Consider the following 25,171-nt stretch of genomic DNA (forward strand, 5'->3'; position numbering starts at 1 on the left):
AGGGCCTTGGTGAGTTTCAGGCAGTATAGCCATATGCCCGTTGCCTGCACTCCCCCCTGAAGTAGGGAAGGCTCATCGCAGCAATCCGGACAGGGTTTGCAGCAACATGTCCGGATTGACCGGCTTTGTCAGCAGCAGAAGCCCCTCCTGTTCCGCCCGATCATGCGTTTCCGGCAGCAATTCTCCCGACATCAGTAAGCCTCGCGCGTCTGGCCAGTTCACCAGCCAGTCGCTTAACCAGTCAATGCCATCGCGTTCACCCGGTAAGCGGATGTCGCACAGAATCAGATCCGGTATCAGGCCGCTGCGGGCTACGGTTGCCGGGTCGGCATGATGCTCCACCCGCAAGCCCTGGCTTTGCGCCCAGGCAATCAGGGCGGCGGCGGCCATAGGGTCGTCTTCCACCAGTAATAATCGGCGGCCTTGAAGGTTTCCGGGAATGGGCATGATTCTCGCGGCCGGCAGCCGCCGGTCTTCTTGCGGCTCCCAGGCTGTTCCGGTCAACCTCAGTTCAAAATGGCTGCCGCGACCGACCATCGATTGCAGTTGCAGGCTAGCGCCCAGCAATCCAGCGGCCTGACGGACAATGCTCAGCCCCAGTCCGATGCCCTTGGCGCGGTCTCGGGTCGGGTTATCGAGCTGCACATAGGGTTTGAAGATGTTTTCCTGCTGGTCAAAGGGTATGCCCCGCCCCTGGTCATAAACGCCCAAGCTGATGCTTCCCTGACGAATACGGGCAGTCAACAGGATCTGCTTGCCGCCAGCCGTAAATTTGACGGCATTGGCCAGCCAATTATCCAGAATCCGCCCCAGCAATCCCGGGTCGGTGTAGACCACCTGCCCGCGCAGCCGGCGATCCATGCGTAAACGCAAGGTAATGCCGGTTTCCGCCGCCTGCTGGCGGTGGGGCGCGCAAACCCGGAGCAGGAACTCATCCAGCACCACCCCGGCCGGATTGAGGCGATAGGCCCCCCCTTCCAGCCGTGACAAGTCCATCAAGTTGTTGAACTGGTCGGACAGCGCGGCACCCGCTTCCAGAATCCGGTCCACCAACTCCCCGCTGTCCTCGTCCCGCACCCGAAGGCGCAAGGCATGACCCAGCAGCATCACCGCATGCACCGGTTGCCGCAGGTCATGGCTGGCCGAAGCCAAGAACACTGATTTATCCAGGTTGGCCTGATTGGCTTTCGCGACTTCGCCCAGTTGCAACTCCAGCAGCCGTTCCTTGTCAGCGCGCAGCACCATGTTGGCGGCAATGATACGGCTGCGCTCCCAGGCCATGCGCACAATCACGAAATGAAAAAGCAGGAACATGACACTCAGGAACAGCCAGCGCTGCGGGAAGATGATGGGGAAATGCGACGTAAACAGCAGTAGCGAACATGCCGATCCCACCAGCAAGTGACCCAGCCCGAAAATGGCAATAGCACCCGCCCCGGCGCACACCCCCAGATATATCATGGTCACGATCAGGTTGTGTTCAGCCTGCCCGGCCAGCATCAACTGGCTGCTGAAGCCCCAGAAAAGCCCCACCGTGGCGCTGTAGATCAGCCCGAAAATCTCACCGCTCCGCAACTCCGCACTTGTCATGTCCCGTTGATCGCAATTCCGGTAGCGATAACGGAAAGCAAAACCGATAGTGGCTGAAAACACACCGAACATCAGCCAGGGAACGGTCAGCCCCGGATTGAGCGGGGCGACACTGGTCAGCACCATCAACAGCGCCACCGCTACGGACAGATGAGGACGGGACTGGTTAGCGCCCAGCGCCAGCAATTCGGATTGCAAGCGCGGTTCGTAGACCTGATGATTGAATAACGGTGGCCGGTGAAACGTCATCGCCCTTCCCCTCCCCGCTTTTTTATAATGAACGCAGCCGCGGCTTTCTATTCTGGCCGCCGCAGGCCTGACCGAAAGCTAACCGTCACGGCCTAGTAAAAGAACCAGTACGCTACCGCAATAGCCGCTATGACACTGGCCAGATCCGCCAGCAGGCCGCATGCCAACGCCTGACGCTCATGCCGGATGCCGACTGAGCCGAAATATACAGCCAGCACATAAAACGTGGTTTCGCTCGATCCCTGTACAATGGCGGCCACCCGGGCCGGAAAGGAGTCAACGCCATAGGTCTGCATGGTTTCAATCATCATGGCGCGTGCACCGCTTCCTGAAAAGGACTTCATGATCGCCGTGGGCAAGGCCGGGACAAACTCCGTGTTCAACCCCATCCAGGCAAATCCCGACGCCAATCCCCCCAGCAAAACGTCCAGGATACCGCTGGCCCGGAACATGGCGATAGCCACCAGCATCGCCACCAAGAACGGAATCAGATTGACCGCCACCTCAAAGCCCTGTTTCGCCCCCACAATAAAGGAATCATAAAGCGGTACCTGCTTGCGCCATCCGGCCAGCAAGAACAGCACAATAATACCGAAGATCGCCAGGTTGCCAATCAGCGAAGAACGCTGGCCCAGTGCTTCGGGCGGCAAGCCGATCACCAGGCTGACCATGCCAGCCATCATCACCAGAAAAGCGGCCAGATAGGCAAACACCACCCTGTCCCACAATTTCAGTTTCTGCACCCAGGCCACGGCCATCAGGCCGGTCATTGTCCCGACGCTGGTCGCCAGCAAAATGGGAAGGAACACACTGGCAGGGTCAGGCGCCCCCAATTGCGCCCTGTAGACAAAGACGCTGACCGGAATCAAGGTGATAGAAGATGTATTCAGCACCAGGAACAGTACCTGGGCATTGGTGGCGGTATCGGGATGGGGGTTCAGGCTTTGCAGGTCCTTCATCGCTTTCAGGCCGAGCGGCGTGGCGGCATTGTCCAGACCCAGCATGTTGGCCGCCATGTTCATCGTCACCGACCCGATCGCCGGGTGCCCGGCCGGCACCTCAGGCATCAGCCGGCGGAACAACGGCGCCAGTACCCATGCCAAACGGTCGGTCAGCCCGCTTTTTTCGGCAATCTGGAACAGTCCCAGCCAGAAACACAGCACACCGGTCAGGCCGAGGGCTATCTCCACTGAAGTTTTGGCCGTTTTGAAGCAAGCCTCCACCGCAGACGCCAGCACTTCCGGATGGCCCATGATGGCTTGCCAGATGCAGGAAGCAAATGCGAGCAGAAAAAAGACTGGCCAGACACGATTGAGCATGATCACCTCCCCAAAGGCGGCAAGTGAACCGCAAACAGCGCCAAAGCTCAAGGCTGTGGATAACTTGACGATCACCGAGTTTTCCACAAAATATGTGGATAACCCTGTGGACAAACTGGGGATAACTGGGGGTGGAAGCTGGTTCCGCAAGGCTTTCACCTAGTCTGGTCATTTTTTAACCAATATAAATAATCCATTTAAAAACAATAAGTTATTTTTTTCAATAGCGTCACAATCAAATTTCAGCAAGAAAAACAGAGAGAACGCTTGACAGCAACCACGTCAACCCAAGCACCTGTGGATATGTTTATATTTTATTCTGAAATCACGTGTTTGCTGAGGATTTAATCTTGTCTGGGCGCGGATTGTTTGTCTTGTCATCCTGCCTGTCCGTGGTTCAAAATAGGCGAAAATAAGCCTATAAAAGTTAGCCGACAATGACCCGACGTTTACTGTGCACTGCCCTGTTTCTTTTTTCGGCTATTCCGGCCGAAGCGGGCAATGTTTACAAGTTCAAGGACGCCGATGGCAACATTCTGTTTACGAATGTCGTTGATGGCAAGACCCGTCCGCGCGGGGATGATTTCCGGCAATACAGTCGTCTTGAAAAGGTCACCTGGTACGCCGATACCAATGTCCATTCCTACCATGACTGGGGCAATAACGAAGCCGCCGTGCGTCCCAGCTTCAGTAAAATGCGCAATGCTTTTGACGGCCTGATTCAAGAGGCCGCCTCCACTTATGGCGTTGACAAAGGCTTGGTCAAGGCCGTGATTCATACCGAGTCCGGGTTTAATCCGGCGGCAAAATCCGGTCCGGGCGCACGGGGGCTGATGCAGTTAATGCCTGCCACCGCCCGTCGCTTTGATGTTACCGATTCATTCGACCCCAAGCAGAATATCCACGGCGGCACCCGCTATCTCAGCTTTTTGCTGGGTCGTTTCAAGAATCTGGAACTGGCGCTCGCCGCCTATAATGCCGGTGAAGGCAACGTCGATAAATACGGCGGCATTCCGCCCTTTGCCGAAACCCAGGATTATGTCCGCCGCGTGATGAGCCGCTACCGCAAGCTCTATGGCGGCGACACCCTGTCCATGAATTAAAGGCTGACAAACAGCCAATAAAAAGGGCGATCACTGATCGCCCTTTTTATTGGCTGTGCCCGGAGAATCAGGTCTTGGCCAACTCGCCAAACAGGGCCACAAACTCCTCCGTCAGCTTGTGCTTGGGGTTGAGATGCACCAGCGGCAGGTTCCGTTGGTGGGACTCACGCATCAGCACCGAGGATGACAAGTGTGTGTTCAGGATTGGCAGGCCTTCCGCTCTCAACTCGGCCACCAATTGCACCGGCAATGTGGCGCGCGGCTGGAACTGGTTGACGATAATCCCCTCCACCTCCAGCTCGGCATTATGGTCGGCGCGGGTCTCCCCCACATTCTCCAGCAACGTATACAGCGCACGCCGGGAGAAGGCGTCACAGTCAAAAGGTATCAGGCAACGCTGGGCGGCAATCAGCGCCGACAGCGTATAAAAGTTGAAGGCCGGCGGTGTATCGATAAAGATATTGTCATACTGTCTGTGGATTTCTTTCAGCGCCCCGGCCAGCTTGAATATCTTGTGCTTGCTTTGCAGCAAATGCTCGATTTCCCCCAATTCGGAATTGGAAGGAATTACATGCAGATTATCAAAGCGGGTCGGATGCACGTATTCCGACAACGGCTTTTCACGACCGGTCAGCTTGAGCGTCTGTGCAAAAAACTGACCGATATTCGGCTGCAGTTCCGCATCGCCGGCGGCGGTTTCCCCCAGCAGATATTGAGTGGCGTTACACTGCGGATCGAGATCGAGCACCAGGGTTTTATAGCCTTCACTGGCGCTGATGGCGGCCAGGTTAACGGTAATGCTGGATTTTCCGACGCCGCCTTTCTGATTGAAAATAACCCGCCGCATGGCCTGCCTCGCTTGTATTGATCGGGATCACGAAAGGGCAACATTCTAGCGGCGGAATGCCCTGAGGCAAAAGGCTTTTCACGGAATTGTTAAGCGGAGGTTTCAGTCCTGACTCCAGCGATCCAGTGCGGATTCATCGGAGACCTTGGCTTCAACCCAATGGCCTTGCCCGTCGACATATTCTTTTTTCCAGAATGGCGCCCGGGATTTCAGAAAATCCATAATGTACCCGGCCGCATCAAACGCCGCATGGCGATGGGCGCTGGAAACCACCACCAGCACAATCTGCTCACCAGCCGACAGATAACCGACCCGGTGGATCACCCGCACGCCCAACAGCGGCCAGCGGCTGCGGGCCTGTTCCACAATCGTTTCCAGCGAGCGCTGGGTCATGGCCGGGTAATGCTCCAGCTCAATCGCTGTCACGGCGCCATGACTGGCCATATCCCGCACCAGACCGGTAAAGCTCACCACCGCACCGATTGACCCATGTCCCTGCAAGGCCCGTATCTCGGCGCCGGTATCAAAGTCCGCCGTCTGGATCGAAATCATTGCCTAGCCTCCGGTAACCGGAGGAAACAACGCCACCTCATCGCCATCATGAATGGTGCTGTCCAGCGCAGCCATTTCCTGATTGATGGCCACCATAATGCCGCGCGGACAGTCAAAGACCTCTTGCCAGGCCCCTCCCCGCCCCGCCAGCAACGACATCAGCGCCGTCACGGTCATTGGCCCTTCCAGAGTCATGGATTCCTCGGCCGTGCCCAGTTTCTCGCGAAAGCGCGCAAAAAAACACAACTTGATCATGCCTGCCAAACTCCGGATTTGCCGCCTTCCTTGCGCAGCAGCCGCACCTGCTCAATGACCATGCCTTTATCCACCGCCTTGCACATGTCATACAATGTCAGCGCCGCCAATGATGCAGCCGTCAACGCCTCCATTTCCACCCCGGTCTGACCGGTCAAGCGGCAAACCGTGGTAATCCTTACCGCGTCGTTTCCCTCTGCCGCCAATTCCACCTTCACCGAGGACAAGGCCAGCGGGTGGCACAAGGGAATCAGCTCCCAAGTGCGCTTGGCGGCCTGAATCCCGGCAATACGGGCCACTGCAAAAACATCACCCTTCGCATGGCGTCCTTCGACAATCATGCTCAGGGTTTCGGGTTGCATGCGCACCAACGCCTCCGCCACCGCCTCACGAACGGTGTGCGCCTTGTCGCCCACATCCACCATGCGGGCCGCGCCTTTTTCATCCAGATGGGTCAGTCCCATGAAAATATCCTGTTCGGGTTTTGGTGTAGAATACACCGCATTCACGATAATCGTCATTGATGGAGTATCAAATGGCCTGGCAGTCACGGGTTACAGTTGCTGTGGTAGTTGAACGTGAAGGCAGGTTCCTGCTGGTTGAAGAAGATATTGAAAGTTGGGATGTCCCGGTCTTCAATCAGCCGGCCGGTCATGTCGAGAAGGGTGAAACCCTGATCGAAGCTGCCAAACGTGAGGCGCTGGAAGAAACCGGCTGGGAAGTCGAGATTACCGACTTGCTGGGTATCTACACCTACGCCCCGCACCAGTCGGTCAACGACTTCACTTATTACCGCTTCTGTTTTGTCGCCCAAGCCGTGCATCACTACAACCAGCCACTGGACGAAGGCATCATTCGGGCGGTCTGGATGAGTCTGGATGAACTGGAAAGCGGTCATCACGCCCGCAGCCCGCTGGTTGCCCGCTGCATTCGCGATTATATGGCCGGTAAGCGCTATCCGCTGGACATGATCTACGAGCATCCGGCTGGTGCAGTCTGGACCGGCTCCAGTCCGGCCACCCCCTCTTTTTGACCTCCAGCAACATGCCGGGTACTTCACCCGGCCTACAACGGTTGATTTATGTCTGAACGCCCCCGCAAAGTCATCGTCGGCATGTCCGGCGGTGTTGACTCCTCGGTTTCCGCTTACCTGCTGCTGCAACAGGGATATGAGGTGGAAGGCCTGTTCATGAAGAACTGGGAGGAAGACGACGGCACCGACTATTGCACCGCCAAAGAAGACCTCGCGGATGCACAGGCCGTTTGCGACAAACTGGGTATCCGCCTGCATACCGCTAATTTTGCCGCCGAATACTGGGACCGGGTCTTCGAACACTTCCTGGCAGAATATCAGGCCGGACGCACTCCCAATCCCGACATCCTCTGCAATAAAGAAATCAAGTTCAAGGCCTTCCTGGACTACGCGGTGGTGCTGGGGGCCGACTTCATCGCTACCGGCCACTACACCCGGCGCAGCGCTGATACCGAATGTGCACAATTGCTGAAGGGCCTGGACCCCAATAAAGACCAGAGCTACTTCCTGCATGCCGTCAGCGGCCGCCAGATTGCCCGCACCTTGTTTCCGGTCGGCGAGTTGCCCAAGCCGGAAGTCCGGCGCATTGCCGCCGAACAGGATTTCATCAACCACGCCAAAAAAGACTCCACCGGCATTTGCTTCATCGGTGAGCGACGCTTCCGTGACTTCCTGCAACAATACCTGCCCGCCCGTCCCGGTGATATCGTCACCGATACCGGTGAGAAAATCGGTGAACACCTGGGCCTGATGTATTACACGCTGGGCCAGCGTCAGGGCATTGGTATCGGCGGCATCAAGCATGCGGCGGAGGCCCCCTGGTTCGTGGTGGACAAGGATCTGGAACATAACCGGCTGATCATCGGTCAGGGCCACGAACACCCGTTACTGATGAGTCACCGTCTTTTTGCCGCAGCGCCGGATTGGGTTGCCGGTTCGGCCCCTACCCTGCCACTGCACTGCATGGCCAAGACCCGCTACCGCCAGCCCGATCAGGCCTGTACCGTTTTTGACGCTGGCGAGGGTGCGGTTCGGGTTGAGTTTGAAGAGCCTCAGCGCGCCGTAACACCGGGCCAGTCCGTGGTGTTCTATGACGGCAGTATCTGTCTGGGCGGCGGCGTTATAGAACGTACGGAGCGCTCGGTATGAGCAACAACCATCGTGACAAGACCCTGGCGCTGGCTGCCGTCTTTCAGGCTGCGGCTGTCGCCGATGCGCTTGCCTGGAAGGGCCAGGCGGATTTCGAAAGTCGCAAGACCATGCTGCAAAGCCTGTTTGTGTTTGAGTCTGATGACCCGGCCGTTATTTACACCAACCCGGCGCGCCTGCAAACCGGTTTGAAGGCGTTGGAGGAATGTCTGGTCGACACCGGTTCCGGCACGGGCGACAACCGGCAAGCCGACCGGTTGCGTTATGCCCTCGGCCTGATCCAGGCAGAGCGCAAGTTAGCCTCGAATCAGGAGTTATTGACGGTGTTGCGGCGACGGCTTGAGCAGGCGCAATCGCAATTACCGCATTTTGAAGAAGGGATTACCGGCAGCGGCATGACCCGTAACCTGGCCGCCATTTATGTCGACACCGTTGGCACGCTGCCCCGCCGCATCCAGATTCGCGGTAACGAGCAACGACTTAAGACCGACGGCATCCCGGAGCAGATTCGCGCCGTCCTGCTAAGCGGCGTCCGTGCGTCCTGGTTATGGCATCGTTTGGGCGGCCGCAGATGGCACATTATGTTTGGCCGTGGACAGATTCTGGGGGAAATCAGGCAGATTATCCGTGAAAACCGCGCATAAAAAAGCCCGTCATGATGACGGGCTTTTTTATGCTGTCTGGACAGGCGTCCAGAACTGCTATTTGGCGGAGGAGGTGGGATTTGAACCCACGGTAGACTTACGCCTACGCCTGATTTCGAGTCAGGTACATTCAACCGCTCTGCCACCCCTCCGGAAGGCCGCCAAGATACCCGTTTTAGCTGCGCTGATCAAGCCCTGTCAGCGGGTTCGCTCAAGGCTTGAACGACTGGCGCTCAATCAAAGTTGATACCGAGACGCTGACCGACTTCCTCATAAGCCTCGACCACATCACCCAGCCCTTGACGGAAGCGGTCCTTGTCCAGCTTCTTGCGGGTATCCTTGTCCCACAGGCGGCAACCGTCCGGGGAAAACTCATCGCCCAGCACCACCTCACCATGAAACAGACCGAATTCCAGCTTGAAGTCCACCAGTAGCATGTTGCCGGCCGCAAACAAGTCTTTCAGCACCGTGTTGACCTGGAATGACAACTCCTTCATCCGGGCCAGTTGCTCTTCCGTCGCCCAGCCGAAGGACTTCACGTGCGATTCGTTGACCATGGGGTCGCCCAGCGCATCGTTCTTCAGGAACAATTCAAAGGTCGGCGGCGTCAGTTCAAGCCCTTCCGTGACACCCAGGCGGCGCACCAGACTGCCTGCAGCGAAGTTACGCACTACGCACTCCACCGGAATCATGGTCATGCGCTTTACCAGCACTTCTGTCGGCGACAGCAAACGCTCAAAATGCGAGCTGATACCGGCTTCTGCCAGCTTGCCCATGATAAAGGCGTTGAAAATATTGTTGACCCGCCCCTTGCGGGCCAGTTGCTCAACCTTCTTGCCGTCAAAGGCGGAGGTATCGTCACGGAACACCATCACCAGAAAATCCGGGTGGTCGGTGGTATAGACCGATTTGGCCTTGCCGGTGTACAGCAGTTCTCTTTTTTCCATGATGATGGTCTCGTCAGGAAGGGTTTGTTCTGGAGCGCCCTAGCCGGGCCAGCTTTCCAGAAGCTTGGCAAACAGTTGCCGCGCAACAGCGGTATCGGCAACGGTATCTTCATTCAATTGCAGGGAGAGGATGCTGGTCCCCGGCGTGCGCGTCACTTTCAACTGCAGTTCAGGAACCGAACCTGCAACCGGTTGCTTGAGGTAATACACACCCAAGCTCTGATTGCGGTCCTCAATCCGGAACTTGCCGGCTTCCAGTGCCCGGCCCAAAGCATCCCAAACCTGTTCTGGATCACCGTCCACTTGCAGCAACGGATAGCCATTACCATCGGTCACCCATCGGGGAGGTGAAACGGAACCGGCGGCCGGGCCGGCCTTGCCGTCATCCGACACCTTACCCGGCCCGGCAGTCACCAGCGGTTCAGGTGCGGGGATCAGGAACTTCTCATGCTTACCGTCACGTTCGGTCAGCACCACCGTTGTACGCGCCGCCGCAATTTCCGGAATGGCGTACAAGGGCCGGGGAGTCCGCATGCCCTGCCCTTCCGGCAACTTCAGCGCCGGCAAGTCCGGCGCCTGGCGGTAATCCAGGGAATGATCCGGCATCAGGCCACAAGCGGTCAGGCCGAACAGGGAAACCGCAACTAGAATCGGCAGGCGAGTCATCAAACCAGACCCGCCTGTTGCATGGCCGTTTTGACGACCGGCCCGGATTCTGTCGTCAGCCAGGTCAGCGGCAAACGGATACCGGTCTGGATGCGCCCCATCTGCTGCAAGGCCCATTTAACCGGGATCGGGTTGGACTCGATGAACAATTGCTTGTGCAGCCCCTCCAGCGGCTCATTCAGCTGACGCGCCAGATCTGTCTTGCCGTCAAGAGCTGCTTCACATACCGCGCTCATCAGCCGGGGAGCCACATTCGCAGTCACGGAGATATTGCCGCGTGCGCCGGCCAGGATCAATTCCCAGGCAGTGGCGTCATCACCGGAATAGACCGCCATACGGTTGCCAACCAGTCCGATCAACTCCCTGCCTCGCTCCAGATTGCCGGTCGCATCCTTGATGCCGACAATGTTGGGCGTACCGGCCAGTCGGGCCACCGTAGCATTGCTCATGTCAACACCGGTGCGACCGGGAACATTGTACAAAATCTGCGGGATTTGGACGGCTTCGGCAATAGCGCGGTAATGACGGTACAAGCCTTCCTGAGTCGGCTTGTTGTAATAGGGAGTGACCAGCAGGCAGGCGTCAGCGCCAAGTTCCTTGGCGGAACGTGACAACTCGATGGCTTCGCGGGTGGAGTTCGCGCCGGTGCCGGCAATGACCGGAATGCGGCCACTGGCGGTTTCCACCACGAATCGGATGACATCGCAATGCTCGTTGACATCCAGCGTGGCGGATTCACCGGTGGTGCCGACAGCCACAATGGCATGGGTGCCTTCTGCAATATGCCATTCCACCAAAGCCTTGAGAGCGGGCCAGTCAATCGCACCGTCCGGATGCATGGGAGTGACGAGCGCCACAAGACTGCCGGTAATCATGCCGATTCTCCACTATCACGAAAAGCGATAATGGTAGCCGCAGGCTTGCCGTGATGACAAGACAAACAGCATGCCTCTCGCGCCGCGACTATAACTAAGCACCAAAAACAAAAAGCCGACTTAAAAGTCGGCTTTCGAAAATCTGGAGCGGGAAACGAGACTCGAACTCGCGACCCCGACCTTGGCAAGGTCGTGCTCTACCAACTGAGCTATTCCCGCGTCATCAGGCGATCTATTCTAGACGTTTTTTCCGGGCCGTCAAGCCTGATTCAGTCTGACTGCTTCAAATATGGCCAAGCCGCCTTCAGGTAAATGATCATGGACCACAGGGTCAGACCGACTGCGACATACAGCAGGATGTAGCCCGGCCAGTCCAGGCGCGGATCGCGCAGCAGCAATACGGTAATGGCCGCCATCTGGGCGGTGGTCTTCCATTTACCAATGGAGGATACCGCAACATTGGCGCGTTTGCCGATTTCCGCCATCCATTCACGCAAGGCGGAAATGGTGATTTCCCGGGAAATAATGACTATGGCGGCGATTACCATGAAGACATTGGGATGCCACTGCACCAACACCACCAGAGCTGCGGCCACCATCAGCTTGTCCGCCACCGGGTCCAGAAAACGGCCAAAGGCTGAGGTCTGGTTCCAGGCCCGCGCCAGATAACCATCAAACCAGTCGGTAATGGCGGCGATCAGGAAGATACCGGCCACCAGCAGGTTCTGGAATCCGAAAGCCACCGGCCAATAGGCCAGCATCACCAGCACCGGAATTAGCGCCACCCGCGCCAGTGTCAGCAGATTGGGTATATTCCACAGCGTCGGGGCAGGCAAGGCTTTGTCTCCGCCATCCATATAGGGTTCCTAGTGTAATGCAGCGTAAATCGTTTCGGCCAGAGCTGTTCCTATTCCCGGCACACCGGCCAGATCCTGGATACTGGCTTTTTCCATTTCCTGCAGCCCGCCAAAATGGTTCAGCAAGTCGCGACGGCGCTTCGGGCCCAGTCCGGGAATGGACTCCAGCGGGGATTCGCGCCGCTTCTTGTCACGCTTGGCGCGGTGGCGGGTAATCGCGAAACGATGCGCCTCATCCCGGATATGCTGGATTACATGCAGTCCGGGATGATCCGCCGGCAAGTGCAAGGGCTCGCGGCCATCGACAAAATGCAGGGTTTCCAGGCCCGGCTTGCGGCCTTCCCCCTTGGCAATGCCGACCAGCAGCACCGACCGGATGTCCAGCAGGTCCAGGACACGGATGGCTTGCGCCAGTTGTCCCTTGCCGCCATCAATAAACAGGATGTCCGGCAAGACGGCATCGCTGCTGTTGCGGCCGAAGCGGCGGGTCAGCGCCTGCTCCATCGCAGCATAGTCATCGCCGGGAGTAATATCACGGATCAGATACTGCCGATAGTCCCGCTTGCGCGGCCCTTCACTATCGAACACCACGCAGGAAGCCACGGTGGCCTCCCCCTGCGAATGACTGATATCAAAGCATTCCATGCGGGCAGGCAGTTGTTCCAGCGCCAGCGCTTCCTGCAGGGCCGCCATGCGCGCCGACAAATGAATGCGGTTCGCCAGTCGCGCCTTCAGTGATTCCGCCGCATTCAGCCGCGCCAGATCCACCCAGGCGGCCCGCGTTTCACGAACCCGGTGACGCACGGCAATCCGCTTGCCATAGCGTTGGTGGAACGCCTCAGCCAGCAAGTCGCCAGCCTCTTCCATGTCACGGTCCGCCAGAATTTCCTCGGGGAGATCCCGCTCCTGTTGCCAGTAAAAACCGGCCATGAACTCGGCGAGAATGACATCCGGATCCTCCTCCGCCGATTCCGGAAAATAAGCCTTGCTGCCCAGCACCCGCCCGCCGCGCACAAACAGTACCGTCACGGCGACAATACCGGCTTGGGTGGCAAGAGCGAAGACATCAGCTTCGCCCTGCTCGCAGTAAACCGCCTGCCGGGCCTGAATCTGCTTCAAAGCCTGCAAACGATCACGGAACAGGGCGGCCTGTTCAAATTGCCAGTTGGCTGAAGCCTCCTCCATCCTGACTATTAACTGTTCCTGGATTTCCGGATTGCGGCCCTGCAGGAATCGCACGGTATTCTGCACATCTTCCGCATATGCCTCCGGGCTGACCAGCCCGACACAAGGTGCCCGGCAACGCTTGATCTGGAATTGGAGGCAGGGTCGGTCACGGTTACGGAAGGTGTTTTCATCACACTGGCGAACCTGAAATACTTTTTGCAGCAACTCCAGTGTTTCATAGACCGCCTTGGCGCCCGGATAAGGACCGAATACCTTGCCGCCCTTGGCCGACCTGCCGCGTTGCCAGCCCAGACGGGGAAACGGACTATCTCCGGACATGACAATATAGGGATAGGACTTGTCATCCCGCAGCAGGATATTGAAGGGCGGCTTGTGAGTTTTGATCAGGGTCTGCTCAAGCAGCAGAGCTTCAATTTCAGAAGACGTGACGGTCAGTTCAATATCGGTAATCCGCGCCACCAGCGCCAGGGTTTTGGGGTGCGTGATATTCTTCTGGAAATAGGAACTGACGCGGGACTTCAGGGTCTTGGCCTTACCAACATAGAGGATTTCTCCCTCCGCACCCAGCATACGGTAAACGCCGGGCTTCAGCGGCAGGGTGGCGAGTATGGCGGCGATGCGTTCGGCGGCCCCGGTCATTCCTTACGGCCTGAAACAGTGTCCGGCAGCGGATCCGGACGGCAAATGTTATTTATCATTCTGCAGCAGGCCATGACGCAAGGCCATCAGGGTCAGCTTGACATCACTGTCGATACGCAGTTTTTCATAAATACGGGCGCGATAGGTACTGATGGTCTTGGGGCTGACATTCAACCGGTCGGCAATTTCCTGATTATTCTGGCAATTGACAATCATCAAGGCCACCTGCGCTTCCCGCTCGGAAAGGACATCAAACGGAGTTTCGGTTTTCTGCAGGGAATTGATTGCGATTTCCTGGGCCACATCGGAACTGAGATAAGGTTGCCCGACACTGACGCTGCGAATGGCCGCCAGCATATCGGGCAGCGGCGTACCCTTGGTGACATAGCCGGAAGCGCCGGCTTTCATTAACATGGAGGGCAAGGGTTCCTCGTTGCAGGCAGTCACTGCAAGGATATGGACATCCGGATGTGCCTGAAGTAACTTGCGGGTGGCTTCCAGCCCCCCGATACCCGGCATCTGGATATCCATCAGCACCACATGCGGTTTCAGCTCGCGCACCATCCGCAGGGCGTCCTCACCGCTGCAGGCCTCCCCCACTACACTAATGTCACGGACATCGGCCAGCATGCGGGAAATCCCCATGCGTACAAGGTCATGATCGTCAACCACCAACACCTTGATCAATGCTCACCCCGAAATCGGCTGGAAAAACGTGCGCCTTGTCGCAATTCGCACGCCTGTCATTACCATAATATACGAATTTACATTAAAACAGTCCTTTAGCGGCTGACTATCACACACAACCGGCCAAATAACTGCCAGAAATTCAGGCGGTATTTGCCGCCCGCCGTTTATCAGAAACTTTGTTACAAAATCTTGTTTTGCGCTGTCATGCTCTTTGCATACAGGCAAAAGTGAGCCATGCTTGGAATCAGGATGTACATTCGTGCAACAGGCATGTCGCAAAGCCCGGAGACCGGAGGTCTGGTCGGGGTTTTTGTTATTTTGAAATTAAGGTGCTCAACCATGAAAGCACGTTCGACCCTGTGGCAAGCCGTCGTGACCGGCGTATTGGCCTTGACCTTGTCCTTTTCTGGACAAGCCGCCAGCGACAATCACGACAAAAACAAAAACCGCAAACAGGCCGCCAAAGTCGTCCAGAAAGACAAGAGCAGCAGCAAGAAGGCCGTTACCGCAAAAAAAAGCCGTGACGGCAAGAATGACCGCGTGGTTTCCACCAAAAAGGCCAAGCCGGTTGTCGCCAAGAAACGCACCAAGGCTGATCGCGAACTGGCACGTCAGGAACGCAACAAGCAAAAACTGTCGCGTATTTCCCGCACCGGTAAGACTTCACGCGTTGCCAAGGCCTCCGGAAACCGCATCCCGGTCCGCAAACTAGCCACTTCAGGCCAGGTGCTGGCGCCCCGTGTCATCGCCGCTCCGCAGATTGCCCAGGCCGATGACGCCAAGACAGCCTTGAACCTGGAGTCCCGCGCCGCGCTGATCATGAATGCGGAAAACGGCCAGATTCTTTATGCCAAGAACACTAATCGCACCATGCCGATTGCCTCCATCACCAAACTGATGACGGCTATGGTGGTGCTGGACGCCAAACTGCCGCTGGATGAGCCGATCACGATCTCCAGTGAAGACGTCGATCACCTGCGCAACACGACTTCGCGCCTGGCCGTAGGCACCGTGCTCTCCCGCGCCGAATTGCTGCTGCTGGCGCTGATGTCTTCCGAAAACCGGGCTGCCCATGCCCTCGCCCGCTCCTATCCCGGCGGCGTGCAAGCTGCAGTTGCTGCCATGAACCGCAAGGCCAAGGCTATCGGCATGGAAAATGCTCGCTTCGAAGACGGCACCGGCCTCAACAGCGCCAATGTCGCCTCCCCGATTGATCTGGTCAAAATGGTGCAGGCATCCACGCGTTATCCCCTGATTCATCGTTTCAGCACCACAACCGAACACGCTGTCGCCATTCGCGGCCAGGTTCAACAGTTCCGCAACACCAATTCGTTGGTGAAAAACGATGACTGGGACATTGCCGTGTCCAAGACCGGCTTCATTAATGAAGCCGGTCGTTGTCTGGTGATGCAGGCCCGCATCAAGTCTCAACCGGTGGTGATTGTGCTGATGGACTCTTGGGGCAAATACACCCGCATCGGCGACGCCCAGCGGGTGAAGAAGTGGCTGGAGTCGGCTTTCTCCGCCAACCGCCCCAATAAAAACCTGCCGCCGGTTGTCTGAATTCCGGCATAATGAAAAGCCCCTCGCCGCAGGGGCTTTTTCTTTGGGAGACTCGCCAACATGCATGAACTCTATGCCCTGCCGGAATCGGCCCTGGTCCGTCTGGAAGACTTTCTGGACGGCGACGACAATGAACACGGTCTGGATTTTTGTGGCACCCACGGCTTTCTGTGTGCGGTGACCGTCGGCCCGGTTCGTGAATCCAGTGAATGGCTGGACGTGCTGTTTGAGGGCGAAGTCCCGGCCGATCTGGTGGCCGACCTGCTGGCTTGGCAGAAGAGCTTGCATGCCTGCCTCTATCACGAACAACCCCTGGAGCTGCCCTGCACCCTGCAATTCTCCTCCACCAAGGATGGCAATGAACTGACCGACTGGTGCATCGGCTTCATGGAAGGCGTTTTCAGTCAGGAGGAAGCCTGGTATGTCCGTGATGAGGAACATGTGGCTGAATTGACCCTGCCGATGGTGACTGTCAGCGGCTTGGTGGAGGATCCCGAACTGGAGCAAATGCGTCGCCAGCCGAAACTGATGATGCAACTGGTGCGGCAGATTCCTGAAATCCTCAGCGAGATTTACCTGCTGTTTCACGCTCCGCGCAATGTTTGAGGCCCGCCTGTAGGGCGCATGTCCCCTGCCCCTGCGGCCGGACGCCCCCTACACTGCCGCAAAACCTCTGCAGACAAGGCCGGTTCATGAAGGAAACCCGACGCTACAACACACCCTGTATCGGACAGTGCTCCACCGTCTTTGGTGACACGGTCTGCCGGGGCTGTCTGCGCTTTGTGCACGAGATCATTGACTGGAACCGTTACGGAGACGATGACAAATCCATCGTCTGGCAGCGCCTGGAACAACTGGTGTCGCAGATTGTGCCGCAATACGTGCAGGTGGAAGACGCGCAGGGTGTGGATAGCGCGGTACTCTACTATCGGTTGCCCTACCGTTCCGGGAATATCTGGCACAACATCTACAACTTGTTGCGACATGCCGAACGGCGTCACCTCAGCCTCGATAATTGTGGTTTCAGGCTGCTGCCGGGTTACCGGATCATGGATATCCAGACCCATCTTTATTCCCTGGCCGATGCCTATTACGAGCGCGACTTCCTGCGAGCCACCCGCATGACCACACCGGAAGGCTCATCGGACCTGTTTTCAAAATTTCCCGACGCATCCTGAGGCTGATTGCGTTTTACGGGTCAGCGGGGCAGTATAGACTTCAGACCTTTGACGGCACTTTTCCTCCATGGCACTGCGCACTTACCTGCATGTTCCCTTTCCCGAGAAAGACCAGGCCAAGTCCCTGGGGGCGCGCTGGGACCCCATGGAACGCAAGTGGTATGTGCAAGTCGATGACCTTGGCCCCTTTCGACGCTGGATCATCACCGAACTGCATGCCGAGTCCACCGCACCTTCTGCCGCGCCGCTTGGCACTGCCGACAACCATGCCGGTTACCAGGTTGAACGAACACCCTCCAAAGGCATGAGCCTGCTGGACTTCATGCTACGCATGCAAGCCACGGTCGAAGCCGTGTACGCGCAACCAGTGTGGGTGCGGGTGGAAATCAACCAGGTCAAGCAAAGCCAGGGGCACTGGTTTCTGGAACTGGTGGAGCACGATGTCAATGGCGTCGTTGTCGCCTCCTCTTCCGGAACGCTGTGGCGGAACAACCAGTCCGTGCTGCAGAAATTCCAGCTGGAAACCGGCGTCGCCCTCAGTGAGGGCATCAAACTGCTGCTGGCCGTGCAGCCGCGCTTCAATCCCCGTTTCGGCCTCAAGCTGGATATCCTGGGCATCGACAGCGCCTTTACCCTGGGTGACATGGCCGCCAAGCTGAACCGAATCCGTGACATCCTGAAAGGCGAAGGAATTTTCCTCAACAACAAACGCCTGCTGCTGCCCGCTGACTTCCAGCATGTGGCCGTGATCAGCCCGTCCGGGGCAGCCAGTCTGGGAGATTTCCGCGCTGAGGCGGATCGTTTGCAACGACTGGGCATCTGCCGGTTCAGCTATTTTGAGACCACGTTTCAAGGGCCGTCCGCCGCTGCCGATATCCGGCATGCCATGGATAAGGCCTTGCGACTGCACGACAAGAATCCGCTGGATGCGTTGGTCATCATTCGCGGCGGCGGTTCGGCGGCAGACCTGTTCTGGCTGAATGACGAAGACCTGGCGCGTCAAATTTGCCGCTATCCGCTGCCTGTCATCACCGGTATTGGTCATGAACCCGACAACACCATTCTGGACGAAGTGGCGGCGCGACGTTGCGATACACCCTCCAAGGTCGCGCAGTTGATCCTGACCACCATTGCTGACACCACCGGACAGGCCGAACACTGCATGCAGGCCATCCGCGAACACGCGGGGCATGTGCTGCAACATGCCGACCGCGATTGCCGCCGCCATCTGGACAACATCCGTTCACGGGCTTCGCTGCTGCTGGAACGACGCGAGTCACGGCTGGAACAGGACCAGCACGAAATCATCAGTATCGCCCGGCAATTGCTGGTGCGTCAGGAAGACCGCCTCGGTTATCTGATGCAGGGTTGCCGGGAGTCTGGCTTCCGCCATTTACAGTCGGCCTCCTCCGGCTTGCAGCAACAATGGCGGGTGGTTCAAGAGCGCACTGCCTTACACCTGCAAGATGCAGAAACCCGTTGTGAACATCTGATTCACGTGATTCTGGCCCTGGGGCCGGAGAAAACCCTGAAACGGGGCTACGGGATCCTGCGCACGGATGGGCGAGTCGTCACCACCCAAGGCCAAGTGGCGGTCGGGGCGGATTTTTCAGTACAGATGCAGGACGGCGTCCTGCACGCGCGGAGGACAACATGAGCAAGCCCAAGACAGCGTCAACCAGTTTCAACGAGAATTTCCTGGTGCTGCAACGCAATGCTGAACGCTTGCGCGAAGAAAAGGACCTGGACATTGACAGTCTGGTGCCGCTGGTTGAGGAGTCGGCCAAAGCCTATCAGGTATGCAAGGCCCGGATCGAAGCCGTCAAACAGGCGCTGGAAGCCCATCTGCAAGGCGAATCGGACACGCACGACGCCGATTCCCCCCTGTAGCCGCTGTCCCGGAGACCCTGAACGTCACAGGCTGTCGCCTCAAGCACAATCCTCCTTGTATGACCTGTTTGAATAGTGCAACACTGTTCAAAATACATCCGGTCATCGAGAACACATCATGCCTAGCGGAGGAAAACGTCCCGGCGCCGGTCGCCCGACCGGACAAGGACCTTACGGGGAGAAAACCACCACCCTGCGCATCCCGCTCAGCGCCGTAGCGGATATCCGGAACTATCTGGAAACGCGTAAACCTGCTCCCGGTCTGGACTTGGCTCCTGCTCATGGCCTCCCGTCGGAGGTCATTGATATCTTTCGGCCCGACTTGAACGCCATACCCTTGCTGCTGCCCCTCGCCGGTTCAAACGTGGTGGCCGGATTCCCCTCACCCGCCGACGATTACCTGGAAGATTATATTGACCTGAACCACCTGCTGATTTCCGAGCGGCAGAGTACCTTTCTGGTACGCGTCAAGGGGGAGTCCATGATCGATGCCGGCATCCAAACCGGCGACCTGCTGATTGTTGACCGCTCCCGGAATGCTCTGGACGGTGATGTCGTGATCGCCATTCTGGACGGCGAACTGACCGTCAAGCGGCTTGAAAAACGCGGCGCCCGCATCACCCTGATCCCTGAAAACCGCAAATTCCCTCCCATCACCATTCGCGAAGGACAGGATTTTCAGGTTTGGGGCATTGTCACGCACGCCATTCACCGCTTTGTCCGCTAGGAGTCACCCTCATGCAACCGTTGATGGCTTTGGTCGATTGCAACAATTTCTATGCCAGTTGTGAGCGCATCTTCCAACCGAAGCTGGAAGGCACCCCGATCGTGATTCTCAGCAACAACGACGGCTGCATTGTCTCACGCAGCAACGAGGCGAAGGCGCTGGGGATTCCCATGGGAGCGCCCTACCATGAATGGAAGCATGAACTGCAACGGCATCGGGTGGCGGTATTCAGTTCCAACTATGCGCTCTATGGCGACATGTCACGGCGGGTGATGAATATCCTGTCTCGCTATGCTCCGCATCAAGAGATTTACAGCATTGACGAATGCTTTCTGGATTTCACCGGCATTGCCAACCCGGAAGCCCATGCCGCGACGCTGCGGGCGGATATCCGCAAGTGTACCGGCATTCCGGTAGCCGTCGGCCTGGGCGCTACCAAAACATTGGCCAAACTGGCGAATTACTGTGCCAAGAAGCGTTCGCCTTGGCTGAATACAGGCATCTGCAATTTGTCCGCACTGACACCGGATAGCTTGGGGTTGTTGCTTGACAGCATTCCCGTCAGTGAAATCTGGGGGGTTGGGCATCGCACCGCCCCCAAACTGGAAGCTCGCGGCATCCGCACCCTCAGGCAACTCGCCAAAGCTGACAGCAAAGGGCTCCGGAAAAGTTTCGGGGTGGTCATGGAACGCATCATTGCTGAACTGAACGGCACTCCTTGCCTGGAACTGGAGGAAGTGTGCCCGGACAAGCGGCAGATTCTTTCCAGCCGCAGCTTTGGAGAACTGATCAGCGATTTGCCAAACCTGGAAGCGGCCATTGCCAACCATGTCAGCCATGGAGTGGAAAAACTGCGTCATCAGCACAGCAAGGCCACCCTGATTACGGTATTTATCCGCACCAGCCCATTCCGCCGCCGCGATCCCCAGTACTCGGCGCATTCAACCGTAACACTAACTGTTCCTTCAAACGACATCGGGGTTTTCCAGAAAGCCGCCAATCAGGGCCTGCAGCGCATCTACAAACCTGGCTTCCGCTATCAGAAGGCAGGCGTCATCCTGCAAGCCATTGAGCCGGAATTGATTCGACAGACTGATCTGTTTGCCGAACCTCCGGATGAGCGGCGTGAACAGTTGCTGAAGACGCTGGACCGGATTAACCGGCAATACGGACGGGAAACCCTGAGGACAGCAACTGAGTTGCTGGGCACAAAATGGCACATGCGCCAGGCGTTGCGTTCACCGAGGTATACCACCTGTTGGGAGGAGTTGCCGTGGGTTGGATAACAGGTAGTTGCGCTGACGGCTGTCTGATAGTCTTGGCGCTCACCTCCAGGAACCTGAGCCATGAATCTTTCAGCCCTTGATGACGTCTGGACTGTACACAGTCCCTATATCATTACCCTGCAAGTGGGACTTGAGCATCAGGATGAATATCAGCACACCAATAATGTGGCTTACCTGCAGTGGCTGGAAAAAGCCGCTTGGGCGCACTCCTGCCATTTGGGGCTGGACATGGCGGCATATCAACGGCTGGGGGTGGGCTGTGTGGTGCGGAAACATGAACTGGACTACTTGTTGCCCACCCATACCGGCGACCGCTTGCGGATAGGCACCTGGATCAGTTCAAATGACGGCAAGCTCAGCACCACTCGTGAGTACCAGATCGTACGCGAGCAAGATTGTAAAACCGTCTTGAGGGGAAAGACCCAGTTTGTCACGGTGGATTTGCAGACCGGAAAACCCAGGCGGATGCCCAGGGAATTTGTAGAGGCTTATCTGCCTGCCCAATGATTGATCATCAATACACTGAAAACGCTGGACAATTACCGCTAATTCGCTATTATAGCGGCCTGTTCGGGGCGTAGCGCAGCCTGGTAGCGCACTTGCATGGGGTGCAAGGGGTCGAAGGTTCAAATCCTTCCGTCCCGACCAACAGATTAAGCAAAAAGGCCAATCAGCAATGATTGGCCTTTTTGCTTTCCATGGTCGCTACCCTCTTTAATCCGCACAAATAGCTATCAAGACAGCTCGCGATCAAAAAAACCGCCGTAATGGCGGTTCTTCCTGAATCCAGGACGGCTTATTGCTTCAGCAATAACGCCACCGCCTCCAGCTCACGTAACATATCCTTGATGACAATACTCAGCATGTTCTGGCTGATTTGAGCCTGATACGCCAGCAAGGCTTCCGCCGGTGACTGCAACGGCTCCGCCGGTGAAACCTCCACTTCCTCAGCATCCGCAAAAGCACGGGTGGGGAGATCATGCAATTGCAGTCGCGCGCCGCTGATCGTGTAGCCCTGCTCATACAACAGGCTGCGGATATTGCGGATAATCAGTACATCTTCATGCTGGTAATAGCGACGGTTGCCACGACGCTTCACCGGCTTGAGCTGGGGAAATTCCTGCTCCCAATAACGGAGCACATGCGGCTTCACCAGACACAAGTCACCGACTTCACCAATGGTGAAATAGCGCTTGCCGGGAATAGCCGGCAGTTCGGCGTTATGACTGGGTTCTAGCATAAGCTTCCACTCGTTGTCTCAGTTTCTGTCCGGCCTTGAAAGTCACCACACGCCGCGCCGTAATCGGGATTTCCTCACCGGTCTTCGGATTACGGCCCGGACGCTGACGCTTTTCCCGCAAGTCAAAGTTCCCGAACCCGGACAGTTTGACAGGCTGACCATGCTCAAGGGCCAGCCGGATTTCTTCGAAGAAAATATCCACCAACTCCTTGGCTTCGCGCTTGTTCAGACCAAGCTCCTCAAAAAGATGCTCGGCCATCTCGGCCTTGGTCAGTGCAGTCATGCCCACCTCTTGTCGTTAACTAGCGCAGGACTGCTCCAAAGTCTTTTTCCAGCGCCTCCAGGATACCCTGCACACCGGCTTTGACTTCTTCATCCTGCAAAGTACGGTCGTTGTGCTGCCATTGCGTGCCAATCGCCAGACTGCGCTTGCCGTCCGGGATGCCGGCGCCTTGGTAGACATCGAACAACCACACACTTTGTAACAATTCTCCGGCTGCCGCGCGCGCGGTTTTCAGGACTTCCGCGCTCTCGATCACAGCATCCAGCACAATCGCCAGGTCGCGCCGCACGCCCGGGAAACGAGACAATTCCCGGAAGGATGGCACCCTGGCCGCCAGCAACGGGGCCAGCGACAACTCAAAAACAAAGACCGACCCTTGCAAATCCAAGCGTTGCTGGACTTGCGGGTGCAATTTCCCCACCCAACCGATCACGTTTCCAGACAGGTCAACCACTTGCGCGGACTGTCCCGGATGCAAAGCGGGGTGAGAACCTGCTTTGAATTCAACTCTATCAGAAGTGGCCGTAAGTGCAAGAATTCCTTGAACATTTGACTTGATATCAAAGAAGTCGGTTTTGGCCTTGCCGTTGGCCCAGCCTTCCGGCAACAGACTATCGGTAATGACCCCGGCCAGCATGGTTTCCTGATGCAGCGAACCGTCCTCCCTGGGCAGGAAACGACTGCCGACTTCGAAGAGGCGGACACGGGTCTGCTGGCGGTTCTGGTTCCAGGCCACCGCCGTCAGCAAGCCCGCCCACAATGTGGTGCGCATCACCGACAATTCACTGGACAAGGGATTGGCCAAGGGCAGCACGGCCTGCAGCGGGTCCAGAACCGCCTGAATCTTCGGATCGACAAAGCTGAAGGTAATGGCTTCCTGGAAGCCCTGCCCCACCAGATAGTCCTGCAGGGCGGCTGTCGGGCATGCCTCAGCACGGGGAGCCAGATCCACACTGATGCGCGGAGCGCGTGTCGGCAGGTTGTCATAACCATGCACCCGCGCCAGTTCCTCAATCAAGTCCGCTTCGATGCTCATGTCAAAACGCCAGCCGGGCGGCGTCACCAGCCAGTCAGTGCCTTCGGCGATAACCGTCATACCCAAACGACGCAGGATATCTTCAATATCAGCTGCAGCCATGCTGAAACCCAGTAACCTCTCAATCCGGGCGGAACGCAGGCAAATCGGTGCCCGAACCGGCAAGGCTGAGGCATTGACGGCTTCCAGCACTTCACCGGCCACACCACCGGCCACATCCAGAATCAGGCGGGTGGCTCGTTCAACTGCCAGTCGCTGCAACTCAAAATCCACGCCGCGCTCAAAACGGTGCGAAGAATCAGTATGCAGGCCATAGCTGCGGGCCTTGCCAGCCAGCGCCAAAGGTTGGAAAAAGGCACTTTCCAGCAGGATGTCAGTCGTGCTGTCAGTGACAGATGAACCCTCGCCGCCCATGATCCCGGCCATGGCCAATGCCTTGCCATGATCGGCAATCACCAGCGTATCGGCGCGCAATTCCACAGACTGGCCGTTAAGCAGCGCTAGGCTTTCACCGGCCGTTGCCTTGCGCACCACAATACCGCCATCAATTTTCGACAGATCAAAAGCATGCATGGGCTGGCCCAGTTCCACCAGCACATAGTTGGTGACATCAACCACCAAGCTCAACGGACGAATACCGCAACGCTCCAGGCGACGCGCCATCCAGACTGGAGTCTGAGCCGCCGGGTTGATGCCGCGAATGATGCGGCCGACATAACGGGGACAACCCTCATCTTCCAGACGAACAGACGGCACTTCAGGCGAAGTCGCGGCAACCGGCTCCATCGCCGGAACATTGACCGACAAACGGTTGAAGGTTGCAACTTCCCGCGCCAATCCGGCAATGCTCAGGCAGTCTCCGCGATTGGGGGTAATGCCCAGTTCAATCAGGTTGTCATCCAGATTAAGGTATTCACGGATGTTCATACCCACCGGCGCATCGACCGGCAGTTCCAGCAAGCCTTCGGTGGGAGGCTGCAAACCCAGCTCCTGCGAAGCGCAAAGCATGCCGAAGGACTCGACGCCGCGCAGCTTGGCCTTGCTGATTTCAAAACCACCGGGCAGTTTGGCGCCAATCGTGGCCACCATGGCTTTCAAGCCGACACGGACATTGGCCGCGCCGCAGACGATCTGCAATGGTTCGCCTTCACCGGTAGCGACGTGGGTAACGCGCAGGCGGTCGGCCTGGGGATGCGGTTCAACAGACAGCACTTCGCCCACGAACACGCGGTCAAAGGCAGGGGCGACAGGATTCAGGGCATCCACTTCCAGCCCGGCCATGGTCATTTGATGGCCCAAGTCTTGCGATGACAGGGAGGGATTCACCCACTCCCGCAGCCATTGTTCACTGATTTGCATGATATT

At 57.4% G+C, this 25,171-nt stretch carries 26 protein-coding genes, 3 tRNA genes and 1 pseudogene; 13 read left to right on the forward strand and 17 right to left on the reverse strand.

The window, feature by feature from the left end; genetic code table 11:
- Window positions 1-72 precede the first annotated feature (72 nt).
- Together Q7T36_RS01730 and Q7T36_RS01735 are read right to left on the reverse strand one after the other, a co-directional pair.
- Window positions 73-1,839, reverse strand: a complete 1,767-nt coding sequence (locus Q7T36_RS01730) for an ATP-binding protein (RefSeq protein WP_304843335.1) — start codon at window positions 1,837-1,839, stop codon at window positions 73-75.
- 92 nt (window positions 1,840-1,931) lie between these two features.
- Window positions 1,932-3,158, reverse strand: coding sequence for a nucleoside recognition domain-containing protein (locus Q7T36_RS01735; RefSeq protein ID WP_304843337.1), 1,227 nt, complete (start codon window positions 3,156-3,158; stop codon window positions 1,932-1,934).
- Window positions 3,159-3,595: 437 nt separating this feature from the next.
- Between Q7T36_RS01735 and Q7T36_RS01740 the strand changes: the two are divergent.
- Window positions 3,596-4,255 (forward strand): annotated as a pseudogene (locus tag Q7T36_RS01740) (transglycosylase SLT domain-containing protein); the annotation flags it as partial.
- 73 nt (window positions 4,256-4,328) lie between these two features.
- On the opposite strand, the gene Q7T36_RS01745 reads toward Q7T36_RS01740, so the two are convergent.
- From Q7T36_RS01745 to moaC, 4 genes are all read right to left on the reverse strand, one after another.
- Window positions 4,329-5,108: a ParA family protein gene (locus tag Q7T36_RS01745; protein WP_304843339.1), complete on the reverse strand. Its 780-nt coding sequence runs from the start codon at window positions 5,106-5,108 to the stop codon at window positions 4,329-4,331.
- Between the two features lie 102 nt (window positions 5,109-5,210).
- Window positions 5,211-5,660 (reverse strand): molybdenum cofactor biosynthesis protein MoaE, encoded by a 450-nt coding sequence (locus tag Q7T36_RS01750; protein WP_304843340.1) that lies wholly within the window; start codon window positions 5,658-5,660, stop codon window positions 5,211-5,213.
- A gap of 3 nt (window positions 5,661-5,663) precedes the next feature.
- The gene (gene moaD, locus Q7T36_RS01755; RefSeq protein ID WP_304843342.1) at window positions 5,664-5,915 is read right to left on the reverse strand and encodes a molybdopterin converting factor subunit 1; all 252 of its coding nucleotides are present in this window, start codon (window positions 5,913-5,915) and stop codon (window positions 5,664-5,666) included.
- Window positions 5,912-6,379, reverse strand: a complete 468-nt coding sequence (moaC, locus tag Q7T36_RS01760) for a cyclic pyranopterin monophosphate synthase MoaC (protein ID WP_304843344.1) — start codon at window positions 6,377-6,379, stop codon at window positions 5,912-5,914. Before moaC ends, moaD begins: the two co-directional genes overlap by 4 nt.
- A 71-nt stretch (window positions 6,380-6,450) precedes the next feature.
- Between moaC and Q7T36_RS01765 the strand changes: the two genes are divergently transcribed.
- The 3 genes from Q7T36_RS01765 to hflD are packed head-to-tail and all read left to right on the forward strand — an operon-like array spanning window position 6,451 to window position 8,741.
- Window positions 6,451-6,948 (forward strand): NUDIX hydrolase, encoded by a 498-nt coding sequence (locus Q7T36_RS01765; RefSeq protein ID WP_304843346.1) that lies wholly within the window; start codon window positions 6,451-6,453, stop codon window positions 6,946-6,948.
- Between the two features lie 48 nt (window positions 6,949-6,996).
- The gene (gene mnmA, locus Q7T36_RS01770; RefSeq protein ID WP_304843348.1) at window positions 6,997-8,097 is read left to right on the forward strand and encodes a tRNA 2-thiouridine(34) synthase MnmA; all 1,101 of its coding nucleotides are present in this window, start codon (window positions 6,997-6,999) and stop codon (window positions 8,095-8,097) included.
- Window positions 8,094-8,741, forward strand: coding sequence for a high frequency lysogenization protein HflD (gene hflD, locus Q7T36_RS01775; protein WP_304843350.1), 648 nt, complete (start codon window positions 8,094-8,096; stop codon window positions 8,739-8,741). The genes mnmA and hflD overlap by 4 nt, the downstream gene beginning before the upstream one ends.
- Before the next feature lie 62 nt (window positions 8,742-8,803).
- Here the strand turns inward: hflD and Q7T36_RS01780 are convergent.
- From Q7T36_RS01780 to Q7T36_RS01815, 8 genes are all read right to left on the reverse strand, one after another.
- A tRNA-Ser gene (locus tag Q7T36_RS01780) sits at window positions 8,804-8,893 on the reverse strand.
- An 81-nt stretch (window positions 8,894-8,974) separates the two neighbouring features.
- Window positions 8,975-9,688 carry a phosphoribosylaminoimidazolesuccinocarboxamide synthase gene (purC, locus tag Q7T36_RS01785; RefSeq protein WP_304843352.1) on the reverse strand — a complete coding sequence of 238 codons (714 nt, stop codon included), beginning with the start codon at window positions 9,686-9,688 and terminating at the stop codon, window positions 8,975-8,977.
- 39 nt (window positions 9,689-9,727) lie between these two features.
- Complete coding sequence (gene bamC / locus Q7T36_RS01790) at window positions 9,728-10,354, reverse strand: outer membrane protein assembly factor BamC (protein WP_304843354.1); 627 nt, start codon at window positions 10,352-10,354, stop codon at window positions 9,728-9,730.
- On the reverse strand, window positions 10,354-11,229 hold the full coding sequence (dapA, locus tag Q7T36_RS01795; protein ID WP_304843356.1) for a 4-hydroxy-tetrahydrodipicolinate synthase: 876 nt from the start codon (window positions 11,227-11,229) through the stop codon (window positions 10,354-10,356). The genes bamC and dapA overlap by 1 nt, the downstream gene beginning before the upstream one ends.
- 143 nt (window positions 11,230-11,372) lie before the next feature.
- A tRNA-Gly gene (locus Q7T36_RS01800) sits at window positions 11,373-11,448 on the reverse strand.
- Between the two features lie 50 nt (window positions 11,449-11,498).
- Window positions 11,499-12,065 (reverse strand): CDP-diacylglycerol--glycerol-3-phosphate 3-phosphatidyltransferase, encoded by a 567-nt coding sequence (gene pgsA, locus Q7T36_RS01805; RefSeq protein ID WP_370690033.1) that lies wholly within the window; start codon window positions 12,063-12,065, stop codon window positions 11,499-11,501.
- A gap of 30 nt (window positions 12,066-12,095) precedes the next feature.
- Complete coding sequence (uvrC, locus tag Q7T36_RS01810) at window positions 12,096-13,913, reverse strand: excinuclease ABC subunit UvrC (RefSeq protein WP_304843360.1); 1,818 nt, start codon at window positions 13,911-13,913, stop codon at window positions 12,096-12,098.
- A 48-nt stretch (window positions 13,914-13,961) separates the two neighbouring features.
- Entirely contained in the window at window positions 13,962-14,600 is a 639-nt protein-coding gene (locus tag Q7T36_RS01815) for a response regulator (protein WP_304843362.1), read from the reverse strand.
- 342 nt (window positions 14,601-14,942) lie between these two features.
- On the opposite strand from Q7T36_RS01815, the gene pbpG reads away from it, so the two are divergent.
- The 9 genes from pbpG to Q7T36_RS01860 all read left to right on the forward strand — a co-directional run bounded on the left by pbpG (window position 14,943) and on the right by Q7T36_RS01860 (window position 21,895).
- Window positions 14,943-16,166, forward strand: a complete 1,224-nt coding sequence (gene pbpG / locus Q7T36_RS01820) for a D-alanyl-D-alanine endopeptidase (protein WP_304843364.1) — start codon at window positions 14,943-14,945, stop codon at window positions 16,164-16,166.
- A gap of 60 nt (window positions 16,167-16,226) precedes the next feature.
- Window positions 16,227-16,772, forward strand: a complete 546-nt coding sequence (locus Q7T36_RS01825) for a YecA family protein (protein WP_304843366.1) — start codon at window positions 16,227-16,229, stop codon at window positions 16,770-16,772.
- Window positions 16,773-16,858: 86 nt separating this feature from the next.
- Window positions 16,859-17,344: a DUF1289 domain-containing protein gene (locus Q7T36_RS01830; RefSeq protein ID WP_304843368.1), complete on the forward strand. Its 486-nt coding sequence runs from the start codon at window positions 16,859-16,861 to the stop codon at window positions 17,342-17,344.
- A gap of 67 nt (window positions 17,345-17,411) precedes the next feature.
- A complete protein-coding gene (xseA, locus tag Q7T36_RS01835; RefSeq protein ID WP_304843370.1) occupies window positions 17,412-19,001 on the forward strand; it encodes an exodeoxyribonuclease VII large subunit in 1,590 nt (529 codons plus the stop codon).
- A complete protein-coding gene (xseB, locus tag Q7T36_RS01840) occupies window positions 18,998-19,234 on the forward strand; it encodes an exodeoxyribonuclease VII small subunit (RefSeq protein WP_304843373.1) in 237 nt (78 codons plus the stop codon). Before xseA ends, xseB begins: the two co-directional genes overlap by 4 nt.
- Window positions 19,235-19,352: 118 nt before the next feature.
- The gene (locus Q7T36_RS01845; protein WP_304843375.1) at window positions 19,353-19,961 is read left to right on the forward strand and encodes a LexA family transcriptional regulator; all 609 of its coding nucleotides are present in this window, start codon (window positions 19,353-19,355) and stop codon (window positions 19,959-19,961) included.
- Between the two features lie 11 nt (window positions 19,962-19,972).
- Window positions 19,973-21,247, forward strand: coding sequence for a Y-family DNA polymerase (locus tag Q7T36_RS01850; protein ID WP_304843377.1), 1,275 nt, complete (start codon window positions 19,973-19,975; stop codon window positions 21,245-21,247).
- A gap of 60 nt (window positions 21,248-21,307) precedes the next feature.
- Entirely contained in the window at window positions 21,308-21,754 is a 447-nt protein-coding gene (locus Q7T36_RS01855; protein WP_304843379.1) for a thioesterase family protein, read from the forward strand.
- 64 nt (window positions 21,755-21,818) lie between these two features.
- Window positions 21,819-21,895, forward strand: a tRNA-Pro gene (locus Q7T36_RS01860).
- Between the two features lie 148 nt (window positions 21,896-22,043).
- Here Q7T36_RS01860 and Q7T36_RS17950 read toward each other — a convergent pair.
- From Q7T36_RS17950 to pheT, 3 genes are read right to left on the reverse strand one after another with little or no spacing between them, the layout of a single operon-like run.
- On the reverse strand, window positions 22,044-22,487 hold the full coding sequence (locus Q7T36_RS17950) for a MerR family transcriptional regulator (RefSeq protein ID WP_370690024.1): 444 nt from the start codon (window positions 22,485-22,487) through the stop codon (window positions 22,044-22,046).
- Window positions 22,468-22,770 (reverse strand): integration host factor subunit alpha, encoded by a 303-nt coding sequence (locus Q7T36_RS01870; protein WP_304843381.1) that lies wholly within the window; start codon window positions 22,768-22,770, stop codon window positions 22,468-22,470. Before Q7T36_RS01870 ends, Q7T36_RS17950 begins: the two co-directional genes overlap by 20 nt.
- Before the next feature lie 19 nt (window positions 22,771-22,789).
- The gene (pheT, locus tag Q7T36_RS01875; protein ID WP_304843382.1) at window positions 22,790-25,165 is read right to left on the reverse strand and encodes a phenylalanine--tRNA ligase subunit beta; all 2,376 of its coding nucleotides are present in this window, start codon (window positions 25,163-25,165) and stop codon (window positions 22,790-22,792) included.
- Window positions 25,166-25,171 lie beyond the last annotated feature (6 nt).

The organism is Fluviicoccus sp., from assembly GCF_030646115.1.
Lineage (GTDB): Bacteria > Pseudomonadota > Gammaproteobacteria > Pseudomonadales > Moraxellaceae > Fluviicoccus.